This is a genomic window from Flexivirga aerilata (assembly GCF_013002715.1).
Lineage (GTDB): Bacteria > Actinomycetota > Actinomycetes > Actinomycetales > Dermatophilaceae > Flexivirga > Flexivirga aerilata.
In genome coordinates this window covers 449371-470313 of the sequence record NZ_JABENB010000002.1, presented here as the reverse complement: position 1 = coordinate 470313, position 20943 = coordinate 449371, and the positions used below count along the sequence as shown (strand labels likewise).

At 71.1% G+C, this 20943-nt stretch carries 17 protein-coding genes; 3 read left to right on the top strand and 14 right to left on the bottom strand.

What is annotated here, in order from left to right:
• Window positions 1-7: 7 nt before the first annotated feature.
• The 8 genes from rodA to HJ588_RS14020 all read right to left on the bottom strand — a co-directional run bounded on the left by rodA (window position 8) and on the right by HJ588_RS14020 (window position 7468).
• Window positions 8-1165 carry a rod shape-determining protein RodA gene (gene rodA / locus HJ588_RS14055; protein WP_171156616.1) on the bottom strand — a complete coding sequence of 386 codons (1158 nt, stop codon included), beginning with the start codon at window positions 1163-1165 and terminating at the stop codon, window positions 8-10.
• Between the two features lie 12 nt (window positions 1166-1177).
• Window positions 1178-2125, bottom strand: coding sequence for a bifunctional riboflavin kinase/FAD synthetase (locus HJ588_RS14050; protein WP_171156614.1), 948 nt, complete (start codon window positions 2123-2125; stop codon window positions 1178-1180).
• Between the two features lie 36 nt (window positions 2126-2161).
• On the bottom strand, window positions 2162-3289 hold the full coding sequence (gene nicT, locus HJ588_RS14045; protein WP_171156612.1) for a Nickel transporter NicT: 1128 nt from the start codon (window positions 3287-3289) through the stop codon (window positions 2162-2164).
• 108 nt (window positions 3290-3397) lie between these two features.
• Complete coding sequence (locus HJ588_RS14040; protein WP_212755945.1) at window positions 3398-4006, bottom strand: ABC transporter substrate-binding protein; 609 nt, start codon at window positions 4004-4006, stop codon at window positions 3398-3400.
• A 125-nt stretch (window positions 4007-4131) separates the two neighbouring features.
• Window positions 4132-5040 (bottom strand): tRNA pseudouridine(55) synthase TruB, encoded by a 909-nt coding sequence (truB, locus tag HJ588_RS14035; RefSeq protein WP_171156610.1) that lies wholly within the window; start codon window positions 5038-5040, stop codon window positions 4132-4134.
• Between the two features lie 4 nt (window positions 5041-5044).
• Window positions 5045-5488: a 30S ribosome-binding factor RbfA gene (gene rbfA, locus HJ588_RS14030; RefSeq protein ID WP_171156608.1), complete on the bottom strand. Its 444-nt coding sequence runs from the start codon at window positions 5486-5488 to the stop codon at window positions 5045-5047.
• A gap of 81 nt (window positions 5489-5569) precedes the next feature.
• Window positions 5570-6607, bottom strand: a complete 1038-nt coding sequence (locus HJ588_RS14025; protein ID WP_171156605.1) for a TRM11 family methyltransferase — start codon at window positions 6605-6607, stop codon at window positions 5570-5572.
• Window positions 6608-6625: 18 nt separating this feature from the next.
• The gene (locus HJ588_RS14020) at window positions 6626-7468 is read right to left on the bottom strand and encodes a helix-turn-helix domain-containing protein (protein WP_171156603.1); all 843 of its coding nucleotides are present in this window, start codon (window positions 7466-7468) and stop codon (window positions 6626-6628) included.
• Window positions 7469-7494: 26 nt separating this feature from the next.
• Between HJ588_RS14020 and HJ588_RS14015 the strand changes: the two genes are divergently transcribed.
• Window positions 7495-7890, top strand: a complete 396-nt coding sequence (locus HJ588_RS14015) for a VOC family protein (protein WP_171156601.1) — start codon at window positions 7495-7497, stop codon at window positions 7888-7890.
• Window positions 7891-7892: 2 nt separating this feature from the next.
• Here the strand turns inward: HJ588_RS14015 and HJ588_RS14010 are convergent, their stop codons facing one another.
• Window positions 7893-8762: a Gfo/Idh/MocA family protein gene (locus HJ588_RS14010; protein ID WP_171156598.1), complete on the bottom strand. Its 870-nt coding sequence runs from the start codon at window positions 8760-8762 to the stop codon at window positions 7893-7895.
• 36 nt (window positions 8763-8798) lie between these two features.
• On the opposite strand from HJ588_RS14010, the gene HJ588_RS14005 reads away from it, so the two are divergent.
• Window positions 8799-9206 carry a DUF4362 domain-containing protein gene (locus HJ588_RS14005; protein ID WP_171156596.1) on the top strand — a complete coding sequence of 136 codons (408 nt, stop codon included), beginning with the start codon at window positions 8799-8801 and terminating at the stop codon, window positions 9204-9206.
• A gap of 9 nt (window positions 9207-9215) precedes the next feature.
• On the opposite strand, the gene hchA is transcribed toward HJ588_RS14005, so the two are convergent.
• Window positions 9216-10073 carry a glyoxalase III HchA gene (gene hchA, locus HJ588_RS14000; RefSeq protein WP_171156594.1) on the bottom strand — a complete coding sequence of 286 codons (858 nt, stop codon included), beginning with the start codon at window positions 10071-10073 and terminating at the stop codon, window positions 9216-9218.
• A gap of 183 nt (window positions 10074-10256) precedes the next feature.
• Here hchA and HJ588_RS13995 point away from each other — a divergent pair, with 183 nt between their 5' ends.
• A complete protein-coding gene (locus HJ588_RS13995; protein ID WP_171156591.1) occupies window positions 10257-15770 on the top strand; it encodes an ATP-binding protein in 5514 nt (1837 codons plus the stop codon).
• A gap of 143 nt (window positions 15771-15913) precedes the next feature.
• Here HJ588_RS13995 and infB read toward each other — a convergent pair whose 3' ends face one another.
• The 4 genes from infB to rimP form a co-directional block, all read right to left on the bottom strand.
• Entirely contained in the window at window positions 15914-18817 is a 2904-nt protein-coding gene (infB, locus tag HJ588_RS13990; protein WP_171156589.1) for a translation initiation factor IF-2, read from the bottom strand.
• A 139-nt stretch (window positions 18818-18956) separates the two neighbouring features.
• Window positions 18957-19187: a YlxR family protein gene (locus HJ588_RS13985; protein ID WP_343036732.1), complete on the bottom strand. Its 231-nt coding sequence runs from the start codon at window positions 19185-19187 to the stop codon at window positions 18957-18959.
• 121 nt (window positions 19188-19308) lie between these two features.
• Window positions 19309-20334, bottom strand: a complete 1026-nt coding sequence (gene nusA, locus HJ588_RS13980; protein WP_171156585.1) for a transcription termination factor NusA — start codon at window positions 20332-20334, stop codon at window positions 19309-19311.
• Window positions 20334-20891: a ribosome maturation factor RimP gene (rimP, locus tag HJ588_RS13975; protein ID WP_171156583.1), complete on the bottom strand. Its 558-nt coding sequence runs from the start codon at window positions 20889-20891 to the stop codon at window positions 20334-20336. Before rimP ends, nusA begins: the two co-directional genes overlap by 1 nt.
• Window positions 20892-20943: the final 52 nt, after the last annotated feature.

Genomic DNA, 20943 nt, shown 5'->3' with positions numbered 1-20943 from the left:
ACCGACCTCAGCTCAGTCGCCGCAGGCTGCTCAGGTGCACGTTGCCGAGCAGGCCGATGCCGAGCCAGCAGGCGAACATGCTGGACCCGCCGTAGGACACGAACGGCAGCGGCAGACCGGTCACCGGCAGCAGCCCGAGATTCATCCCGACGTTCTGCAGGATCTGGAAGAGGAACCACACCGCGACCCCGACCGCGACCAGCCGGCCGAAGGAGTCGCGGGTGCGCCGGGCGATCAACAGCGCTCGTACGACGACGAATCCGAGCAGCAGCACGATGCCGGCCGCACCCACGAAGCCGAGCTCCTCCCCCGCGACCGAGAAGATGAAGTCGGTCTGCTGGAACGGGATGAAGCCGCCCTGGGTCTGCCGGCCGTGGAAGAGACCTTCCCCGGTCCAGCCGCCGGACCCGACGGCGATCTTGACCTGCTGCACCTGGTAGCCGATGCCGGTCGGGTCGACCGACGGGTCGGCGAAGGCGGTCAGCCGGTTGCGCTGGTAGCCGCTGAGGACCGGCGTCGTGAGCGCGGCGGTGACCGTGGCCGCGAGCGCGGCGGCGAAACCGACGAGCCACCAGCGTGATGCGCCGCTCACCGCGATCACGCCGATGCCCATGAAGACCAGCACGGTCGCCGATCCGAGGTCCGGCTGCGCGAGCACCAGCAGCACGGGTATGCCGAGCACGACCGCCGCGACCGCGACGTCCCGCGCCGGCGGCGGCGCGTCGCGCTCACCGCGTTCGGCGAGGATCATCGCCAGCCCGACGCAGAGCGCCACCTTGGCGAACTCGGCGGGCTGGATCGAGAAGCCGGGCACCTGGATCCACGACCGGGAGCCGTTGATGGTGGAGCCGAGCGGCGACAGCACCAGCAGCAGGCCGACGAGCGAGGCGACATACACCCACGGCGCGAAGGCGCGGATCGCGCGGAAGTCGATGCGCATCACGAGCGCGGCCAGCGCCATACCGACGCCCAGGTTGAACAGGTGCCGGATCAGGTATGCCGAGCCGTCCGCATGCCTCGTCGCCGACCAGACGAGCAGGGCCCCGGTCACCGACAGCGCGAACGCGGCGACCACCAGCCCCCAGTCGGTGCGCGCCAGCGGCAGCTGCCGGTGGTCGGTGGCGCCAAGCGGCCGGCGTCCTGTCAGCTGCGTCACGCCCGTCATCGTGCCGGGCGGTCAGCGCAGCAGGTCGCGGGCGGCGTCGACGTCGCGGGTCATCTGCTCGATCAGGGCGTCGATCGAGTCGAACTTGGTGTTGCCGCGCAACCGCTGCACGAACTGCACGCGCACGGTCTCGCCGTAGAGATCGAGGTCGTCGCGGTCGAGCACGTAGGCCTCGACGGTCCGCTGCGGCACGTCGTCGAAGGTCGGGTTGGTGCCCACCGAAATCGCGGCCGGCATCCGGTGCTCGGGGTCGTCCGCCGGCAGCGACTCGCGCTCGAGCCACCCGGCATACACACCGTCGGCGGGCACCATGCCCTCCGGCTCGGGGCTCAGGTTGGCGGTCGGGAAGCCGAGTTCGCGGCCGCGCTGCAGGCCCATGACGACCTCGCCGCGCACCTCGTGCGGGCGGCCGAGCACGGTGGCGGCCCGGTCCACCTCGCCGTCGCCGAGGGCCGACCGCACCTCGGTGGACGAGATCCGGTGACCCTCGCCCACGTCGGCGAGAACCCGCACGTCGAAGCCGAACGTCTCCCCCAGGGCACGCAAGGTGTCGACGTCGCCGGAGTTGTTCACCCCGAAGCGGGTGTCGCGGCCGACGACCACGGCGGTGGCATGCAGCCCGTCGACGAAGAACTCGCGGACGAACTCCTCGGGGGTGAGCGCGGCGAGCTCCGTGGTGAACGGCAGCACGAGGACGGCGTCCAGGCCGGTCGCCTCGAGCAGTTCGAGGCGCTCGGTCGAGGAGGAGATCAGCGTGGGCGCCCGGTCCGGGAAGAGCACCCGCAGCGGGTGGGGTTCGAAGGTGACCGCGACCGACGTGGCGCCGCGCTCGCGAGCCAGCTCCACGACGCTGGCCAGGAGGGCGGCGTGCCCGCGGTGCACACCGTCGAAATTGCCGATGGTGACGACGCTTTCGCCGAAATCGGCGGGCAGGTCACGGAGCTTCGTCGCACGCAGCACGGGCGCAACTGTAGTGCGCGGCGTATGACGGGGCGATCAGCCGGTCGGCAGTTCCTTGTCCGACAGTCCGAGAAGCCGCCACGCGGCGAGCGCGACGATCCAGGTCGCCACGAACACCCCGACGATGACGAAGCCGACACCGTCCAGGTTGATCGAGCCGATCGCCGCGACCGGGCCGGATTCCCAGGCGAACCGGTCGGACAGCACGCTGCAGAGCTCGATCGTGCCGATCACCAGCGCGACGAAGACCGACAGCGCGGTGACCGTGGCGTTGTAGTAGAGCCGGCGCAGCGGCTTGGCAAAGGCCCACCGGTAGGCCTTGGCCATGAAGACGCCGTCGGCGGCGTCGAGCAGGCTCATGCCGGCGGCGAACAACACCGGCAGGGTGAGGATCGCATACCAGGGCAGCGCGAACGCCGCCGCGCCGCCGGCGAGCACCAGCAGGCTGACCTCGGTGGCGGTGTCGAAGCCGAGCCCGAAGAGGAAACCGATCGGGTACATGTTCCACGGCTTGGTGACCGACTTGGTGAGGCCGCCGAGGAAGCGGTTGATGAAGCCCCGTGAGTTGAGGTGGTGCTCCAGCGCCGCCTCGTCGAACTCGCCGCGGCCGGCACGGCGCCATACCTGCACGATGCCGATCAGCGCCATCAGGTTGAGGATGCCGATGATCCAGAGGAACGTGCCGGACACGGTGACCCCGACTACGCCGGTGATGTCGTGCAGCGTGGAGTTGTCGTCCTCGACCGAGCCGGCGAGCGCCTTCATCCCGAGCGCGAGCAGGAAGCACAGCCCGAACACCACGCTGGAGTGACCGAGCGAGAACCAGAACCCGACCGACATCGGGCGGCGGCCGTCGGTGAGCAGTTTGCGGGTGGTGTTGTCGATCGCGGCGATGTGGTCGGCGTCGAACGCGTGCCGCATGCCGAGGGTGTATGCCGTGACTCCCAGTCCGATGCCGAAGACCTGGGCGTGGCCGGCGTCACTGCCGAGCTTGAAGTGCTGCGGTTCGACGAGGAAGAACAGCGAACCCCAGCCGACCACGTGCAGCGCGAGGATGAACATGGCCATGCCGAACACCGAACGACGTTCTGCCGGAGTGAAGTCCGCGACGAATGCGCGCGCCTTCGCGGCGGCTCCGGAACTCGGTGCGGTGACGGTCGCCATGAATCACGAGCATAGCCACTGGCCGCGACTGCGTCGCATCTACCGGTCGCTCGCACGCGACTGCCCGGCCAGCCGGAGCGGCTGACCGGGCAGTGCGGTGGGCGTGACTCAGGCGACCGGCAGGGCCAGGCCGAGCGCCGAGAGCAGGTTGTTGAGCAGCGCGGACAGCCCGGAGAGCGGGCCGCCCTTGTCGAGCAGGCCGGTGATCGCGCAGAGCAGGTTGCCGAGCAGGTTGCCGGCACCGGGCACCGCGGTGATGTTGAGCACGACCTGGTTGAGGTCGATCACCAGACCCAGCAGGTCCAGGTGCAACGGGCCGAGCACCAGGTTGAGCACCGAGCAGCTCTTGGCGGCCGCGGCCTGCGCCGCTGCCGCGCCCGTGCCGGCGGTCGCCGCCTGGCCGTTCACCTGCTGCACCGGCGCGGTGAAGGTCGTGCCGCCGGTGGGCAGGCCGGTGCCGCGGACGGTGCCCTTCACCATCAGGGCGCCGTTCTCCACGTAGGTGCGCAGGTTGCTGAGCGTGCCACTGAACGCGGTGCCGTCCGGCAGCGTGCCGGTCACCGGCAGCGAGGTCGCCGCCTGCCGCGCACCGTGCGCGGCGGCCTTGCCGGAGTTGCCCGGCGCGGCGAGGGCAGGGGTGGTCGCAGCAGCACCGACGCCGATCGCGGTGGCGAGCACGGTGCCGGCGGTCATGATGCGGAGCTTGTCAGTGAACATGAGATTCCTTCATCTCCCCGAGACGAATTTCCCCCGAAGCACCGTGCAGCGAAGCACAACGGGTGCTGGTTACGCTGCGGTATTGCGGGCGTCGCGCGACATTTCACCCCTGGGGGTGAGGCCAGTCAGGCTGGAAAGACGACCCGCGACCTCGGCACCTCGCCGCTCTCGTCGAGCATCGCGACGAGTTCGCCGGCGGGCGTGATCGCCGCGGACAGTTCCGGCGCCTCGGGCCGGGACGAGAGTCGCTTGCCGTGCCGCAGGTCGCGCGCCTCGTCCCGGGTGACCGTGCGCACCGGGAACTGCTCGGCCGCGGCCTGCCCCATCGGTATGACGGGCAGCGGCTGCTCCTGCTCCACCTGTTCCTCCAGCTCGGCGAGCGGTTGCGCGGCGTCCACGTCGAACCGGCCCACCCGGGTGCGCCGCAGCGCGGTGAGGTGGCCGCCGACGCCCAGCGCGGCGCCCAGGTCGCGCGCGAGCGCGCGCACGTAGGTGCCGGACGAGACGTCGACCTCGACATCGAGGTCGCGGAAGGTGTGACCGCTCACGTCGTCGCGCACGGCCCGGTCGCCCACGACCTCGAAGCGTTCGACGTGCACCGGCCGCGCGGCGAGCTTCACCTCGTCACCGCCGCGCACCTTGGCGTAGGAGCGGACCCCGTCGACCTTGATCGCGCTGACCGAGCTCGGCACCTGCTGGAGGTCGCCGGTGAGGTCGCGCACGGCGGCGGAGATCGCGTCGTCGGTGAGCGACGCAGCGTCATGGGACCCGGTGACCTCACCCTCGGCGTCGTCGGTGACGGTGGTCTGACCGAGGCGGATCGTCGCGGTGTAGGTCTTGTCGCAGCCGACCAGGAAGGTCAGCAGCTTGGTCGCCTTGTTGAGGCCGAGCACCAGCACCCCGGTCGCCATCGGGTCGAGCGTGCCGGCGTGGCCGACGCGGCGCGTGCGCGCCAGCCTGCGGGTCCGGGCGACCACGTCGTGGCTCGTCCAGCCCGCGGGTTTGTCGACGATGAGCAGACCGTCGGCAGTCATCGGATCATCCTTCGGCGGCTGATTCCTCGTCGGCGGGCTTCTTGTAGGGGTCGGCCTCGCCGGCGTAGCTGGCGGACTGCTTGGCGCGGGCGAGCTCGTCGTCGCGCTCGCGAGCGGCCTTGAGCGCCTCCTCGATGTGGGCGGCGCCCTCGGGGATCGCGTCGGGGATGAACTCCAGCGACGGGGTCAGCCGGATGCCGAGGCCCTTGCCGACGTGCGAGCGGATGCGCCCGCGCCAATCCTCAAGCGCCGCAGCGGTGTCCGCGCGTTCTTCGTCGTTGCCGTAGACGGTGTAGAAGATCGACGCGTGCTGCAGGTCGCCGGTGACGCGCACGTCGGTGACGGTGAGGAAGCCGAGCCGCTCGTCCTTGACGCGGCGCTCGATGAAGTCGGCGACCAGCGTCTTGGTGCGCTCGGCGATCTTGCGGGCGCGGGCCGGGTCAGCCATCGGTCTCACTCCATTCGATTGGGCGGGTGCAGCACGTCCGACTTCCGCGGAAGTCGTCGAACCTCCACCCTACGATCAGGTCTACTTCCGGGCGACCACGAGGTCCCGGTCGATCGAGGCGTCCACCCGGTGCCGGAATGCGTCAGGGTCTTCGCCCGCACCGTGTTCGTCGGCCACCGACAGCCCGTGGGCGGCGAGCAGCGCGGTGAGGTCGTCGCGCGGTGCGACGTGCCGGTTGTAGGACAGCCCCATCGCTCCCCCGGTGCGCAACACCCGGGTCCACTCCGGCAGTGCCCGGTCGAGCAGGTCGAGCGGGCGCCGGGCGAGCCGGTCGCCGTGCGAGCCGTGCTGCACGCCGTATGGCGTGTCGGTCACGATCACGTCGACACTGCCCGACCGCACCAGCCCCTGCAGGTCGGTCGTGTCGGTCGACAGGTAGGTCAGGTGCTGCACGTCCCCGGCCTTGAAGTCGTCCTTGGTGGGCGCGACCTCGACCTGCAGCCGGCGTCCGCGTTTGGCCCCGCCGATCGTCAGCTGGGCGTCGTCGACGGTGTGCTTCAACCGGTGCTGGCGCATCCACGTCTTGAGGAATGCCGAATATGCCTCGTAATCCTTGCGGTCCACGTCGACACCGGTCGCGTCGAGGCCGAGCGACAGCGCGATGTTGAGCGTGGTGCCGCGGCCGCACATGGGGTCGAGCACCCGCAGCCCCCCGTCGAGCAGCCGTCCCGGCTCGCGGGTCGCCGCGGCCGTGACGTTGAGCAGCAGGCGGGTCCACTGCTCGTTGGTCTTGCCCTGATATTTCTGGACCGTCACCAGGTCGTCCGGATAACGCCCCAGCCGGGGCAGTCGCACGGGCGCGAGCAGGTCGCCCTCCCGGCGGAAGACCGCGTGTGCGGCCGACAGCGCGGCCACCACTGCCCGGCCGGTGTCGTCCAGGGCGTCCTCGGTGTGCAGGGCGAGATAGTCCACGCCGGCCAGCGCGACCGGCTCGACCGCGGCTCCCGTCATACCGAATCCTGCTGCGAGTGCTTGCAACTCGGCGCCGACGAGACGTGGAGCGTCCGCTGCATAGACGCGGTTGGCGGAGGGGGCGAGCAGGATCAGGTGTTCGGGCACCCTGCACACGGTAGTGGGCTAGGACCGCTCGATCGCCCGCTGCCGGTCGCGGTAGGCGCCGGGCGGCTCGCCGACCAGCGCCGCGAAGTCGCGGCCCATGTGGGCCTGGTCGAACCAGCCGAGGTCGGTCGCCAGCTCGGCAAGCGGCGCGTCGTCGCCGTCGTGCAGCCGCTCGATCGCGGCGTGCACCCGGGCGCGGGCGATCAGCCACTGTGGGCCAACCCCGACATAGCGCCGGCACAGCCGCTGCAGGCTGCGCAGCCCCAGACCGCACTGGTCCGCGAATTCGGCTGCAGTGATTGCTGGTTCGGCAGACTCCAGGATCTCGATCGCGCGGCGGAGGGTGGCGAAGTCGTCGTCGCGGCGCGCTGGCAAGCCGAGCAGATAGCGGTCCAGCCGTGCCACGACGTCGGCCTGATCCGGCCGGCAGTCGGCGAGCCCCTCGGCCGACGGCAACAACGACGCCGCCGGCACGACCCGGTCGCGCAGGGCCGCCGCGTCGAGGCCGGTCAGCGCCGTGAAGCCGCCGGGCCGGAACTTCACCCCCACGACTCCCCCGCTGCCGGTCAGCTCGACGTCGAACCGGCGACGGCTGACCACTCCGGTGACGAAGACCCCGCCGGTCGCGGCGCCGTGCCGACGGCAGCCACCGTGTTCGACGGTGAGGTTGCAGGAGGACACCGGCACGGTCGAGCTGCGATACGTCATACCGCTCGGGAGTTGCCAGCGCAGCAGCCAATAGTGCTCGACCCACGCCTCGAGAGCCGGGTCGGGGGCGGGCCGGTCCAGGGTCGCGACGCGGGCGAACTGCGCCGGGTCGAGGATGATCCCGTTCGATGTCGCCTTTGTCCTAGCCGGCATGGTGCGCAGCCTAGGAGCCTCGTGGCATGAGCGACCACAACTCCAGTGCACCGACGGCCACCATCGCGATGGTCAGCATCGACTGCGACGACGCCAAGGCGATGGCCGACTTCTACGGGGCCGTGCTCGGCTGGCAGCTGGCCTATGCCGACGACGAGGGCAACTACGCGATGCTGCAGGACGGCGACCGGCGGCTCGGCTTCGGCACGATCCCGGACTACCAGCGACCCGACTGGCCCAACCACGGCAGCAAGCAGTTCCACCTCGACCTCGGCGCGGAGGATGTCGACGGCACGGTCGCGCGGTGCGTCGAACTGGGCGCGACCAAGCCGGACGATCAGCCCGGCGGTGACCGGTGGACGGTGCTGCTCGACCCCGCGGGCCACCCGTTCTGTGTGACCAACATGGCCAACTGGGGCTGACCTCAGCGCAGTTGGCCGCCGGCTTCGGCGAGCAGCTCCACCACGCGCGCGCCGAAGTCGAGGCCGAGCGGGTGCTCCCGGCCGTCGGCGACCGCCTGCCCGAGCTCATTCGCGGCCGTGGCGAGCGCGAGGTGGGCGGGCGTCTGCTTGCCGGGCGCCTCGCTCACCCCGGAGCCGCCCCACACCCGCGTCTGCCAGGTGTATGCCGCAGGCGGCGCCCACAACGCCAGCGTCGCCGTGCTCACCGCGCCGCCCTCGTGGGTCAGCGTCAGGTGCACGGTGTCGCCCTCGCCCGGGACGGCGACCACGCGCGTCACCGGCCCCAGCGCGGGGATCAGCGTCGCGAGCAGGTGCGGCCCGATGTCCCAGAGCGCACCTTCGCGCTGCCGCCACGGCGAGTCGCGGTAGGGGCTCTCGGGTCGCTGGTTGGCAACGACCCACTGCACCCACGCCCCCTGGCAGCCGTCCGCCGCGGCGAGTTCGCCCAGCCACGAACGGGTTTCGGGGGTGAAGCGGGCGGTGAAGAAGACGACCGACCGCGCGTTGTGCGTGTGCGCGGCGTCGCGCAGGTCACGGGCGACGGCCGGGTCGAGCGCGACCGGCTTGTCGAGCAGCAGGTGCTTGCCGGCGGCCGCGGCCTGCAGCGCGAGCGGCGCCTGCACGTCGGGCGGCACGGCATAGGCGACGGCGTCGACGGACGCGAGCAGGTCGTCATACGAGCCGAAAGCGGGGACGCCGGCCTCGCCGGCGAGCGCGGCCGCCTTGGTCGCGTCACGGCCCCAGACCCCGACGAGGTCGTGCTCGGAGGCGTGCAGTCCCGGCGCGTGCGTGACCCGCGCCCAGTGTCCGGTGCCGACCAGTCCGAATCTCATGCGGCACATGATCGCAGCAGGGGCAAGATGGTGCGGGTGAGGAAGGTGCTCGGCGGGACGGCGGTCGCGCTCGTCCTGTGCGCGTGCTCGAGCAGCCAGCCGACGACGGATCCGGTCGAGGCGGCGTTCGAGAGCCGCGCGCCGATGCTCTCCTGCGGCAAGGCGCGGCTGCCGCAGGGCACCACCAGCCTCATGCCGGTGAAGCTCAGCAGCTGCCTGCAGACCGCCCGCGCCCGTCACGAGACCGCCGAGGCACGCATCACCCAGCCGACGAGCGAGGGCGACCCGATCGTGACCTACCTGCGGGTGCGCAGCAACGGCACCTTCGAGCTGTATGTCGACTCCACTCGCGACCGCTTCGGCCTGCGGCAGTGGCAGCGCGTCGACGCCACGTGCGCCTCCACCGACCCGCTGCTGCAGCAGGTCTGCAATCCGGCCGGGTAGTGGCCGGCGTCAGCCCTTGCCGGCGTCGCCCGCCATCGCCTCGACCGCCAGCCGACCGAGCGCGTTGGACGCGAGGGGGCTGTCACCGGTCAGCAGCTTGCGGTCCTGGTGGACCATGCCGGACATGTCGTCGTTGACCACCCGCACGCCGGCCTCCTCGAGGCGCTTGGCCAGCAACCACTTCAATTTGCCTGGGATGTAACCGATCTCGACGTTGGCGCCCTCGTCGAGAGCATCGGGGAAGGCACACACGCTGTAGCCGTCGAACAGGGAGCGGCCGTCGTTGTCGCGCGCCGCGAGCAGCGCCGCCGGGCCGTGGCACAGGCTGATGATCCACCGGTCGTTGTCCAGCGCCCAGGCGAGCGCGTCGCCGACGGCCTGCGAATAGGGGATGTCGATCATCGCGCCGTGCCCGCCCGGCACGAAGACGGCGGCATACTCCGAGTCGGGACCGAGCTCGGACCGCACGACCTGCGCGAGGTCCTTGGGCTGCTGGAGCTTCTCCAGCAACTGTTCGTATGCCGCCCGCACGTTCTCGTCCTCTGCCGGCATCGCCCACAGCTCGAGCTTGGCCAGGTTGCCCGACGGGGTGGCCACGTCGACCTCGTAACCGGCGCCCAGCAGGTGCATCAGCGGCACCAGCGTCTCGACCGGGTGGTTGCCCGTCGAGAAGAACTTGTCCCCCTCGACCGGCAGGTAGCGCTCGTCGGTCGCGATCATCAGGATCTTGCGCGGCCCGGAGCTGACCTGTTCGTGCTGCGCGCCGTCGAAATCGGTTCGCGGCGGCACATATTGGCCCAGCGAGTAGTCCGACGGAAAGAAGGCGTTGTGCTCGGCCCGGTCCGGCACCGGGGTCTTGGAAGCCATGTCGCTCGTCCCTTCGTAGCTGGTCGTGTCGACCGTACGCCTACCCGGTCGCCCACGGGCCATTCGAGCGCGGACGAGCCACGCCAATCGGTGGGTTACTCGCGCGTTCGGGTGCGACCCTGAGAACCTTGGCTCCTGGCGACCGACGCCGTCGCCGAACCGACCCGGAGGTAACCACCCGCGATGTTCTCGCGTATTGCCATCGTCAACCGCGGTGAAGCCGCGATGCGACTCATCCATGCCGTCCGTGACCTCAACGCGCAGGCGGGCCGGGACGGGCACTACATCGAGACGGTGGCACTGCACACCGAGGGCGAACGGCAGGCGATGTTCGTGCGCGAGGCGGACCTCGCGGTCAACCTCGGTCCGGCGTCGGCCCGCCCCTATCTCGACCACGCGCTGCTCGAGCGTGCGCTGCGCGACAGCGGCGCCGACGCCGCCTGGGTCGGGTGGGGTTTCGTCGCCGAGGACGCCGACTTCGCCGCGATGTGCGAGCGCATCGGCGTGACCTTCATCGGACCGAGCCCGGAGGCGATGCGCAAGCTCGGCGACAAGATCGGCTCCAAGCTGATCGCCGAGGAGGTCGGCGTGCCGGTCGCGCCGTGGAGCCGCGGCGGCGTCGACACCCTGGAGGACGCGAAGGCCGCGGCCGCCCGGATCGGCTACCCGCTGATGCTCAAGGCGACCGCGGGCGGCGGCGGTCGCGGCATCCGCAAGGTCACCTCGGACGCGGAGCTCACCGACGCCTACGAGCGCACCCGCGACGAGGCCGAGCGCGCCTTCGGCTCGGGCGTGGTGTTCCTCGAGCAGCTGGTCACCGGCGCCCGGCACGTCGAGGTGCAGGTCATCGCCGACGGGCAGGGCACCGCCTGGGCCATCGGCGTGCGCGACTGCTCGGTGCAGCGGCGCAACCAGAAGATCATCGAGGAGTCGGCCTCCCCCCTGCTCGACGAGACGCAGACCGCCGAGCTGAAGGCCAGTGCCGAGCGCCTCGCCGTCGCCGTCGGGTATGCCGGGGCCGGCACCGTGGAGTTCCTCTACCACCCGCAGGACCGGCGTTTTGCCTTCCTGGAGGTCAACACCCGGCTGCAGGTGGAGCACCCGATCACCGAGGTCACCACCGACACGGACCTGGTGCGGCTGCAACTGCACGTGGCGTCCGGCGGTCGCCTCGAGGGCGACAAGCCGGCCGAGAAGGGCCATGCCGTCGAGGCGCGGCTCAACGCCGAGGACCCCGACCGCGACTTCGCCCCGTCGCCCGGCCACATCTCGCGGCTCGATCTGCCCGCGGGCCCCGGCATACGGGTGGACACGGGTGTGGCCGAAGGAGATTCGATCCCGGCCGACTTCGACTCGATGATCGCCAAGATCATCGCGTTCGGGCGCGACCGGGACGAGGCACTCGCCCGGCTGCGGCGGGCGATGGGCGAGACCACCGTCGTGATCGACGGCGGCGCGACCAACAAGAGTTTCGTGCTCGACCTGCTCGACGCACCCGAGGTGATCGACGGTTCGGCCGACACCGGCTGGATCGACCGCACCCGCGCCGCGGGTGGTCTCGTCGCGCACCGCTACTCGGGAATCGCCCTGGTGGCAGCGGGGATTCAGGCATATGAGCTCCACGAGTCGGTCGAGCGCGCCCGGTTGCTGGAGACCGCGCGCGGCGGCCGGCCGCAGGTGCAGCACAAGGGCGGTCGCACGATCGACCTCAAGCTGCGCGGCACGTCCTACAAGTTGACGGTGTCACGCATCGGGCCGCACCGCTTCCGCGTCACGATCGCGACCGGCGGCACCGAGCAGACGGTCGACGCCGACGTCGAGCAGCTCGACGACTTCAAGAGCCGGGTGACCGTCGGCGACCGCGCGCACCGGGTCACGTCGGCCAGTCACGGGCCGGTGCAGCTCATCGAGGTCGACGGCGTCGCCCACCGCATCAGCATCGACGAGGGCGGCGTATTGCGTTCTCCCGCACCGGCGCTCGTCGTCGCAACACCCGCGCCGGTCGGCACCGAGGTCGAGCAGGGCGCACCGGTCGTCGTGCTCGAGTCGATGAAGATGGAGACCGTGCTCCCGGCGCCCTTCCCGGCCCGCGTCAAGGAGCTGCTGGTCGCCTCCGGTGGCCAGGTCGAGACCGGCGCGCCGCTCGTGCGGCTCGAGCCGCTCGGCGAGGCCGAGGAGACGGCCGGTGACGGTGCTGGGGCTGGTGCCGGCGACAGTGCCGCAGTCGACCTCGACCTGCCCGCCGCCTCCTCCGACAGCGACCCGGCGCGTCACGCGGAGCGACTCACCGGCGATCTGACGTCGATGCTGCTCGGCTACGACGTCGACCCGCGCGACGAGGGACGCGCCCTCGCCGACTACCTCACGCTGCGCGATGCCGCTGCGGCACAAGGTTTTTCGACCATCGACGAAGAGATCTCGCTGCTCGGCACGTTCGCCGACTTCGCTGATCTGTCCCGCAACCGCCCGGCCGACGACGACCAGAACCTCGACGACCGGGTGCACAGCCCTCGCGAGCACTACCACGCCTACCTGCAGAGCCTCGACCCCGACCGCGCCGCGCTGCCGGATGCCTTCCGCGACCGGCTCCTGCGCGTGCTCGGTCACTACGGCGTCACCTCCCTGGACCGCACGCCCGACCTGGAATCGGCGGTCTTCCGGATCTTCCTGACCCAGCAGCGCACCGCGCCGGACGTGCAACTGGTGACCGCGCTGTTGCAGCAGTGGATCGCCCAGCCGCCGCCGGCACCGGAGTCGGGAGCCGCCGTGCGCGACGTGCTGGACCGGCTGGTGTGGGCCACCCAGCTGCGTTTCCCGGCGATCGGTGACCTCGCCCGTAGTGTCCGCTTCCGCTGGTTCGACCAGCCGGCCGTCGACGCCGAGCGGGCCGTGGTGCTCGGCCAGGTGCGCGACGAACTCGCCGACATCACCGGCATGCTGGCCGGCCCCGAGCGGGACCGCCGCACCGACGAGCTGGCGGCCATACCGGAGCAGCTGGTGCGGTTCCTCGCCGAGCGCATCGACGGCCCGGCACTGCCCCCGGACGAGCCGATGCTCGCCGTGCTCATCAAACGCCACTACCGCGGCTACGACATGCATGACCTGCGCGAATCCGCAGTCGGCTCAAGGCCGTTCGCGTCCGCCGACTATGTGCTCGACGACCGTCCGACGCACGTGGTGTCCACGATCGGGCGCGTCTCCGAGCTCCAGCCCGGCAGCGACCTGGTGGACGCGGTCACCGGGCAAGTGGCGGCGACGCCGTCCGGTTCGCAGAGCGTCGTCGACCTCTACCTTGCGTGGCCCGAAGCTCCGGAGTCGGCCGACGACGCCTCCGAGGCGCTCCGCGCCCTGCTCGAGCCACTCGGTTTCGCCCACGACGTACGACGGGTGTCGGTCGCGGTCTCCCCCGGCGGCGGGAAGCCGGTCGGCTACTTCATCTTCCGGCCGCAGGACGACGGTTCACTCGCCGAGGACGCGCTGGTGCGCGGCGTGCACCCGATGGTCGGGCGCCGGCTCAACCTGTGGCGTCTGCGGGACTTCGACATCACGCGGCTCGACGCCCCCGAGGACGTGCTGCTCTACCGCTGCGTCGCGCGCGACAACGAGTCGGACAAGCGGCTCGTCGCACTGGCCCAGGTGCGCCAGCTGACCGTCACCACCGACGAGACCGGTCAGGTCACCGGCCTGCCCCACGCCGAGCGCGCGATCTCCAACTGCCTGGAGGCGATTCGCCGCGTGCGCGCCGAGGGCAACGCGGTCTACGACATGAACTACGTGTGGGTGCACATCTGGCCCACCATCGAGGCCGACCTGGACCAGCTCACCTCGCTCAAGGACCGGATCGCCCCGGTCACCGCGCGGGCTGGCGTCGAAGAGGTCGTCGTGGACGGCACCGTGGCGTTCCCAACCGGTCCCGAGGCGGTCTCGGCCAGCTTCCACTTCGAGCCGGGGTCCGGTGTGGTGTCCTCGCTCGGCGGCCGGCCGACCGAGCGCCTGCGCCCGCTGGACGACTACGACCGCAAGGTCGCCCGCGCGAGGTCCCGCGGCACCGTCTACCCCTATGAGCTCTTCCGGATGCTCGCCGGCCCGGACGGCGAGGTCGCCGAGTACGACCTGGACGACACCGGCCGCCTGGCCCCGGTGGACCGGCCGGCCGGGCTCAACAAGGCCGGCATCGTCGCCGCGGTCGTGAGCACGCCGACCGAGCGCTACCCCGAAGGCGTCAAGCGCGTGCTGCTGTGCGGAGATCCGCTGCGCGCGCTCGGTGCCCTGTCGGAGGCCGAGTGCGCCCGGGTCATCGCCGCCATCGACCTCGCCGACGAGCTGGCGGTGCCGATCGAGTGGTATGCCGTGTCCGCGGGCGCCCGCATCTCGATGGAGTCCGGCACCGAGAACATGGACTGGGTGGCCAAGGCGCTCAAGCGGATCGTGGAGTTCACCCAGGACGGCGGCGAGATCAACATCGTGGTCGCCGGCATCAACGTCGGCGCGCAGCCCTACTGGAACGCCGAGGCGACGATGCTGATGCACACCAAGGGTGTGCTGGTGATGACACCCGACAGCGCGATGGTGCTGACCGGCAAGCAGTCGCTGGACTTCTCCGGTGGCGTGTCCGCCGAGGACAACTACGGCATCGGCGGCTACGACCGGGTCATGGGCCCGAACGGCCAGGCGCAATATTGGGCGGCGGATCTCGCGGGTGCGCACCGCATCCTGATGACCCACTACGACCACACCTACGCCGCGCCCGGCGAGTCCGGTCCCCGGCGGGCGACGACGACCGACCCGGTCGACCGCGACGTGACGGGCTACCCGCACGATCCGGCCGACGCCGGGTTCAGCACGGTCGGCGACATCTTCTCCGCCACCGCCAACCCCGACCGCAAGAAGCCCTTCGACATACGCACCGTGATGGCGGCACTCGCCGACCAGGACCACGAGACGCTGGAGCGCTGGGCCGGCATGGCGGACGCCGAGACCTCCGTGGTGTGGGACGCGCACCTCGGCGGCATCCCGGTCACCCTGATCGGAATCGAGTCGAAGCCGACCCCACGGCGGGGCTTCCCGCCCACGGACGGCCCGGACGTCTACACCGGCGGCACGCTCTTCCCGAAGTCGTCGAAGAAGACCGCCCGCGCGATCAACGCGGCCAGCGGTGTGCGGCCGGTCGTCGTCCTGGCCAACCTGTCCGGCTTCGACGGCTCACCGGAGTCGATGCGCAGCGTGCAACTGGAGTACGGCGCCGAGATCGGCCGGGCGATCGTCAACTTCGACGGCCCGATCGTGTTCTGCGTGATCTCCCGCTACCACGGTGGCGCGTTCGTGGTCTTCTCCAAGACCCTCAATCCCCGTATGACGGTGCTCGCGGTCGAGGGTTCGTTCGCGTCGGTGATCGGCGGCGCGCCTGCTGCGGCCGTCGTCTTCACCCGCGACGTGGACGCCCGCACCGCGCAGGACCCGCGGGTGCGCGACCTGCAGCAGCGCCTCACCGCGGCCTCCGAGTCCGAACGCGCTTCGCTGGCAACCGAATTGGCGCAGGTGCGCCAGGAGGTGCGCAGCGAGAAGCTGTCCGAGGTGGCGACCGAGTTCGACCGCAAGCACGACATCCACCGCGCGGTGCAGGTCGGCTCGGTGGACGCGGTGATCGAGGGCACCGAACTGCGCCCGCGCATCATCGCCGCGCTCGAGGAGCGGTAGCGGGAAAGGGGCCGCCCTCACCACGAGCGCGGCCCCTCCCCGCCGAGAGGACCACTTAACGGCGAGAGGCCCACATATTCGCCCCCTCGGGGAGCGAATATGTGGGCCTCTCGGCGATTACTGAGCCTCTCGACGGAGGGGGGTCAGTCGCGGGGCTTCTCGCGCATCTCGTAGGTCGCGATCAGGTCACCGATCTGCAGGTCGTTGTACGACCCGAGGTTGATACCGCACTCGTAGCCTTCGCGGACCTCGGTAACGTCGTCCTTGAACCGGCGCAGACCGGTGATCTCGACGTTCTCCGAGATGACCGTGCCGCCACGGGTGATCCGCGCCTTCGAGCCGCGCTTGATCTCACCCGACTGCACCAGCGAACCGGCGATGTTGCCGAACTTGCTGGAGCGGAAGATCTCGCGGATCTCGGCGGTGCCGAGCTCGACCTCTTCGTACTCCGGCTTGAGCATGCCCTTCAGCGCCTGCTCGATCTCCTCGATGGCCTGGTAGATCACCGAGTAGTAGCGGATCTCGACGCCCTCCTTGTCGGCGTACTCCGCGTTCTGACCCTCGGCTCGCACGTTGAAGCCGATGATCACCGCGTTGGAGGCCACCGCAAGGTTGATGTTGTTCATCGTGATCGCACCGACGCCGCGGTCGATGATGCGCAGGTCGACCTCGTCGCCGACGTCGATCTGCATGAGGGCGTCTTCCAACGCCTCCACCGAACCGGACACATCGCCCTTGAGGATGAGGTTGAGCGTCTCGACCTTGCCGGCCGCGAGCGCGTCGTTGAGGTCCTCAAGGCTGATCCGCTTGCGGGCCTTGGCGAGCGACGCCTGACGGTCGGCCGCCTCGCGCTTCTCGGCGATCTGCCGCGCGGTGCGGTCGTCGGGCGCCACGATGAACGTGTCGCCGGCGCGCGGCACCGAGGCCAGACCGGTCACCTGCACCGGACGGGACGGGCCCGCCTCCTGCAGGTTGTTGCCGTGCTCGTCGAGCAGCGCCCGGACGCGGCCGTGTGCGGTGCCGGCGACGATGCCGTCACCGACGCGCAGCGTGCCCGACTGGACCAGCACGGTCGCGACGGCGCCGCGGCCACGGTCCAGGTTGGCCTCGATCGCGACACCCTGGGCGTCGCGGTCGGGGTTGGCCCGCAGGTCGAGCGCGGCGTCCGCGGTGAGCAGGACGGCCTCGAGCAGCCCGTCGATGTTCTGGCCCTGCTTGGCCGAGACGTCGACGAACATGGTGTCGCCGCCGTACTCCTCGGCGATCAGGTTGTACTCGGTCAGCTGCTGACGCACCTTGGCCGGGTTGGCCCCGTCGACGTCGACCTTGTTGACCGCCACCACGATCGGCAGGTCGGCCGCCTGCGCGTGGTTGAGCGCCTCGATGGTCTGCGGCATGACGCCGTCGTCGGCGGCGACCACCAGGATCGCGATGTCGGTGACCTTCGCACCGCGGGCACGCATGGCGGTGAACGCCTCGTGACCGGGGGTGTCGATGAAGGTGATCGCGCGGTCCTGGCCCTCGTGGTCGACGTGCACCTGGTAGGCACCGATGTGCTGGGTGATGCCGCCGGCCTCGCTCGACTGCACGTCGGCGTGGCGGATGGCGTCCAGCAGGCGGGTCTTACCGTGGTCGACGTGACCCATGACGGTCACCACCGGCGGACGCGGCTGGAGGTTCTCGTCGTCCTCCTCGGCGTCGAGGTCGATGTTGAAGGAGTTGAACAGCTCCTTCTCCTCGTCCTCTGGGGAGACGATCTGCACCTCGTAGCCGAGTTCGGAACCGAGCAGCTGGAAGGTGTCCTCGTCGAGCGACTGGGTCGCGGTCGCCATCTCACCGAGGTGGAACAGCACCGTCACCAGCGACGCGGCGTTGGCGTCGATGCGGTCGGCGAAGTCGGTGAGCGAGGCACCGCGGCGCAGGCGTACGACGGTGGACCCGTCGCCGCGAGGCACCTGCACACCACCGATGGTGGGCGCCTGCATCTGCTCGAACTCCTGGCGCTTGGCGCGCTTGGACTTGCGGCCGCGGACCTTTCCGCCGCCTCGACCGAACGCACCCTGGGTGCCGCCACGACCACCGGGGCCACGGCCGCCGGGACGACCGCCGAAGCCGCCGCCACCACGCGGTCCACCGCCACCGGGGCCACCGCCGCCGGGACCGCCACGGCCGCCGCCGCGGGCCGGGCGCTCACCCGGACGCACCGCCGCACGGTCGGGCATCATGCCCGGGTTGGGACGGGGGCCGCCGGGACGCGGGCCACCCGCACCGGCACCGGCCGGACGTGGGGCGCCCGGACGCGGGCCACCGGCACCGGCGGCGCCGCCACGGCCCGAGGCGGGACGCGGCATGCCCTGGCTGGAGGAGTAGGGGTTGTTGCCCGGGCGCGGCGAACCGGAGCGCATGCCCTGACTCGACGAGAACGGGTTGTTGCCCGGACGCGGTGCGCCACCCGGACGAGGGGCGTTGCCGCCGCGGGCCGCGGGACGGCCGCCCTGCTGCGCGTCGCCCGGACGCGGGCGCGGACCCGGACGGGGACCGCCGCCCTCACGCGCGGCGGGAGCCGCCGGTGCGGCGGGCTCGGCAGGTGCCGGGGTCGCCTTCGGCGGGGGGGCCGGTGCCGGGGCCGCCGGAGCGGACGCGGCGGGGGCAGCAGGGGCAGACGCCGCCGGTGCGGCGGGCGCGGCCTTCTCCGCCGGAGCCGGGGCAGCCTTCGGGCCCGGCTTCGGACCGGGGGTGGCAGCGGCCTTCTTCGCCGGTGCCGGGGTGGGCGAAGGACCGGGCGCAGGCGTCGTCGTCGCGGTCGCGCCGCTGGACGTCTCGCTCGTCGTGGTCTTCTTCGCTGCGGCCTTCTTGGCCGCGGGAGCCTCCGCGTCGCCGGGCTTCGCGCCGGCCGGCGGGTTCTCCTTGATCTTGCGCACCACCGGAGCCTCGATGGTGGAGCTCGCCGTCTTGACGAACTCGCCCTGCTCCTTCAGGTACGCAAGCAAATCCTTGCTTGGCATTCCGAGCTCTTTCGCCAGCTCGTGAACCCGAACCTTAGCCACACTTCTCCTTGGAATCGCGGCGGTCCGGGCGAGCCGGCCGAGTCAGCCGGGCAGCATGGACCGCCAGTTAGGGGTGCTTCATCGCTGAGTACTCATCGGGTGCTCATCAGCGTCATACCCGCTTTCGGTCAGTTACCACTTACAGATCACGCACGTGCTGCGAAATCCAGTCCCGCACCCGGCTCACGTCGACCGGGGAGGTCAGACGCAGCGCCCGGGGAAAGGCACGCCGCCGATCGGCCAGATCGAGGCAATCGGCGCACGGATGGAGCCAAGCCCCCCGGCCCGGCAACCGGCCACGCTCGTCGGGGACCAGCTCGACCGACGAAACGTCGTATGTCGTGCCGGCATTCCCGTCGAGTGCAACCACCCGCAGCAACGCTGATCGTTCGTCGCGAGCCCGGCATCCCACACAGGTGCGCAGGCCGGCGTGCGGCCCCGCGGTGAGGTGTGGGGTGCGGCGGTCTCGCGTGCGACCGCTCATGAACAGCCTACCGCAGCCGGTCGGCCGTCCCGGACCCGCCGGAACCACCGGCCGCGGTGTCGGGCCGGATGTCGATGCGCCAGCCGGTCAGCTTCGCGGCCAGGCGGGCGTTCTGCCCCTCCTTGCCGATGGCCAGGCTGAGCTGGAAGTCGGGGACGACGACCCGGGCCGACCGCGCGCGGTCGTCGACGATCTCGACCGACTGCACCCGCGACGGTGAGAGGGCCGCGGCGATGAACTCGGCCGGGTCGTCGGAGTAGTCGACGATGTCGATCTTCTCCCCGTGCAGCTCGGTCATCACCGCACGCACCCGCGAACCCATCGGGCCGATGCAGGCGCCCTTGGCGTTGACGCCGGGCACGGTCGCCTTGACCGCGATCTTGCTGCGGTGGCCCGCCTCGCGGGCGAGTGCCTTGATCTCGACGGTGCCGTCGGCGATCTCAGGCACCTCCAGCGCGAACAGCTTGCGCACCAGGTTGGGGTGCTTGCGGGACAGCATGATCTGCGGGCCCTTGGGGCCGCGCTTGACGCTCACGACGTAGCAGCGCAGCCGCTCGCCGTGCACGTAGCGCTCCCCCGGCACCTGCTCGGCCGACGGCAGCAGGCCCTCGACCGTGCCGAAGTCGACGTGCACCGCGTGCGGGTCGCTCGACTGCTGGATGACGCCGGCCACGACGTCGCCCTCACGGCCGCGGAAGTCCCCGAGGATCGCCTCGTCCTCGACGTCGCGCATCCGCTGGACGATGACCTGGCGGGCGGTCGCCGCAGCCACCCGGCCGAAGTCGCTCGGGGTGTCGTCGAACTCAGGGCCCGGCTCGCCGCGGTTGCCCTCGTCGTCGACCGGCGCGTCCTCGCGCGCCCAGACCACGACGTGTCCGCTCTTGCGGTCGAGTTCGACCCGGGCGTTGCGGAAGGTGCCGTCCTCCCGGTGGTATGCCGTGAGCAGCGCCTGCTCAATCGCGGGCACGATGACGTCCATCGGGATGTCGCGTTCGCGCTCCAGTGCCCGCAGGGCGGCCATGTCGATGTCCATCAGTCGTCGTCTCCCTCTCCGCTCGCCGGCGCGTCGTCGCTGCGGTTCCACTCGACCTGCACCGCGCCACGCAGGCCTTCGTCATACGTTCTTACCTGCTCGCTCGCCGCGCCGCCCTTCTGCCCGGGGACGGCCAGCGTGATGCCGGTGTCGTCGGCGCGGGTGATGCGGCCGGTGACCGGCTCGGCGCCGTCCGCGGTGACCTCGACCAGCCGGCCGACGTTGCGCCGGAAGTGCCGCGGCTGCGTGAGCGGGCGGTCGGTGCCGGGCGAACTCACCTCGAGCACGTAGGGCTGCTCCCCCATCGCGTCGGTCTCGTCGAGCCGGTCGCTCACCGCGCGGGTCGCGTCGGCGATCTGGTCCAGATCGAGCGGCGGCACGGGCGCCGTCGGGTCTGCGTCTGCGGGAAACTCCCGGTCGACCAGCACCCGCACGAGGCGGCGCTTGCCCGCGGGCATGACGGTGATGTCCTCGACCACGAGACCGAGCGGAGCCAGCACCCCGGTGAGGTCGGTAGCGATCCGCTCGGTGCGGGCGGACTGGCTGTCGGCGCTCATACCTCTACCTTCGGCTCCTGCTGTTCTCGAGTGGGAGAGATCACCATACCGT

What these genes read in the sequence shown, in the direction of transcription:
- rodA (WP_171156616.1), bottom strand. Translation starts at nt 1,165, where the DNA reads ATGACGGGCGTGACGCAGCTGACAGGACGCCGGCCGCTTGGCGCCACC.
- nicT (WP_171156612.1), bottom strand. Translation starts at nt 3,289, where the DNA reads ATGGCGACCGTCACCGCACCGAGTTCCGGAGCCGCCGCGAAGGCGCGC.
- HJ588_RS14040 (WP_212755945.1), bottom strand. Translation starts at nt 4,006, where the DNA reads ATGTTCACTGACAAGCTCCGCATCATGACCGCCGGCACCGTGCTCGCC.
- truB (WP_171156610.1), bottom strand. Translation starts at nt 5,040, where the DNA reads ATGACTGCCGACGGTCTGCTCATCGTCGACAAACCCGCGGGCTGGACG.
- rbfA (WP_171156608.1), bottom strand. Translation starts at nt 5,488, where the DNA reads ATGGCTGACCCGGCCCGCGCCCGCAAGATCGCCGAGCGCACCAAGACG.
- HJ588_RS14020 (WP_171156603.1), bottom strand. Translation starts at nt 7,468, where the DNA reads ATGCCGGCTAGGACAAAGGCGACATCGAACGGGATCATCCTCGACCCG.
- HJ588_RS14015 (WP_171156601.1), top strand. Translation starts at nt 7,495, where the DNA reads ATGAGCGACCACAACTCCAGTGCACCGACGGCCACCATCGCGATGGTC.
- HJ588_RS14010 (WP_171156598.1), bottom strand. Translation starts at nt 8,762, where the DNA reads ATGAGATTCGGACTGGTCGGCACCGGACACTGGGCGCGGGTCACGCAC.
- hchA (WP_171156594.1), bottom strand. Translation starts at nt 10,073, where the DNA reads ATGGCTTCCAAGACCCCGGTGCCGGACCGGGCCGAGCACAACGCCTTC.
- HJ588_RS13995 (WP_171156591.1), top strand. Translation starts at nt 10,257, where the DNA reads ATGTTCTCGCGTATTGCCATCGTCAACCGCGGTGAAGCCGCGATGCGA.
- nusA (WP_171156585.1), bottom strand. Translation starts at nt 20,334, where the DNA reads ATGGACATCGACATGGCCGCCCTGCGGGCACTGGAGCGCGAACGCGAC.
- rimP (WP_171156583.1), bottom strand. Translation starts at nt 20,891, where the DNA reads ATGAGCGCCGACAGCCAGTCCGCCCGCACCGAGCGGATCGCTACCGAC.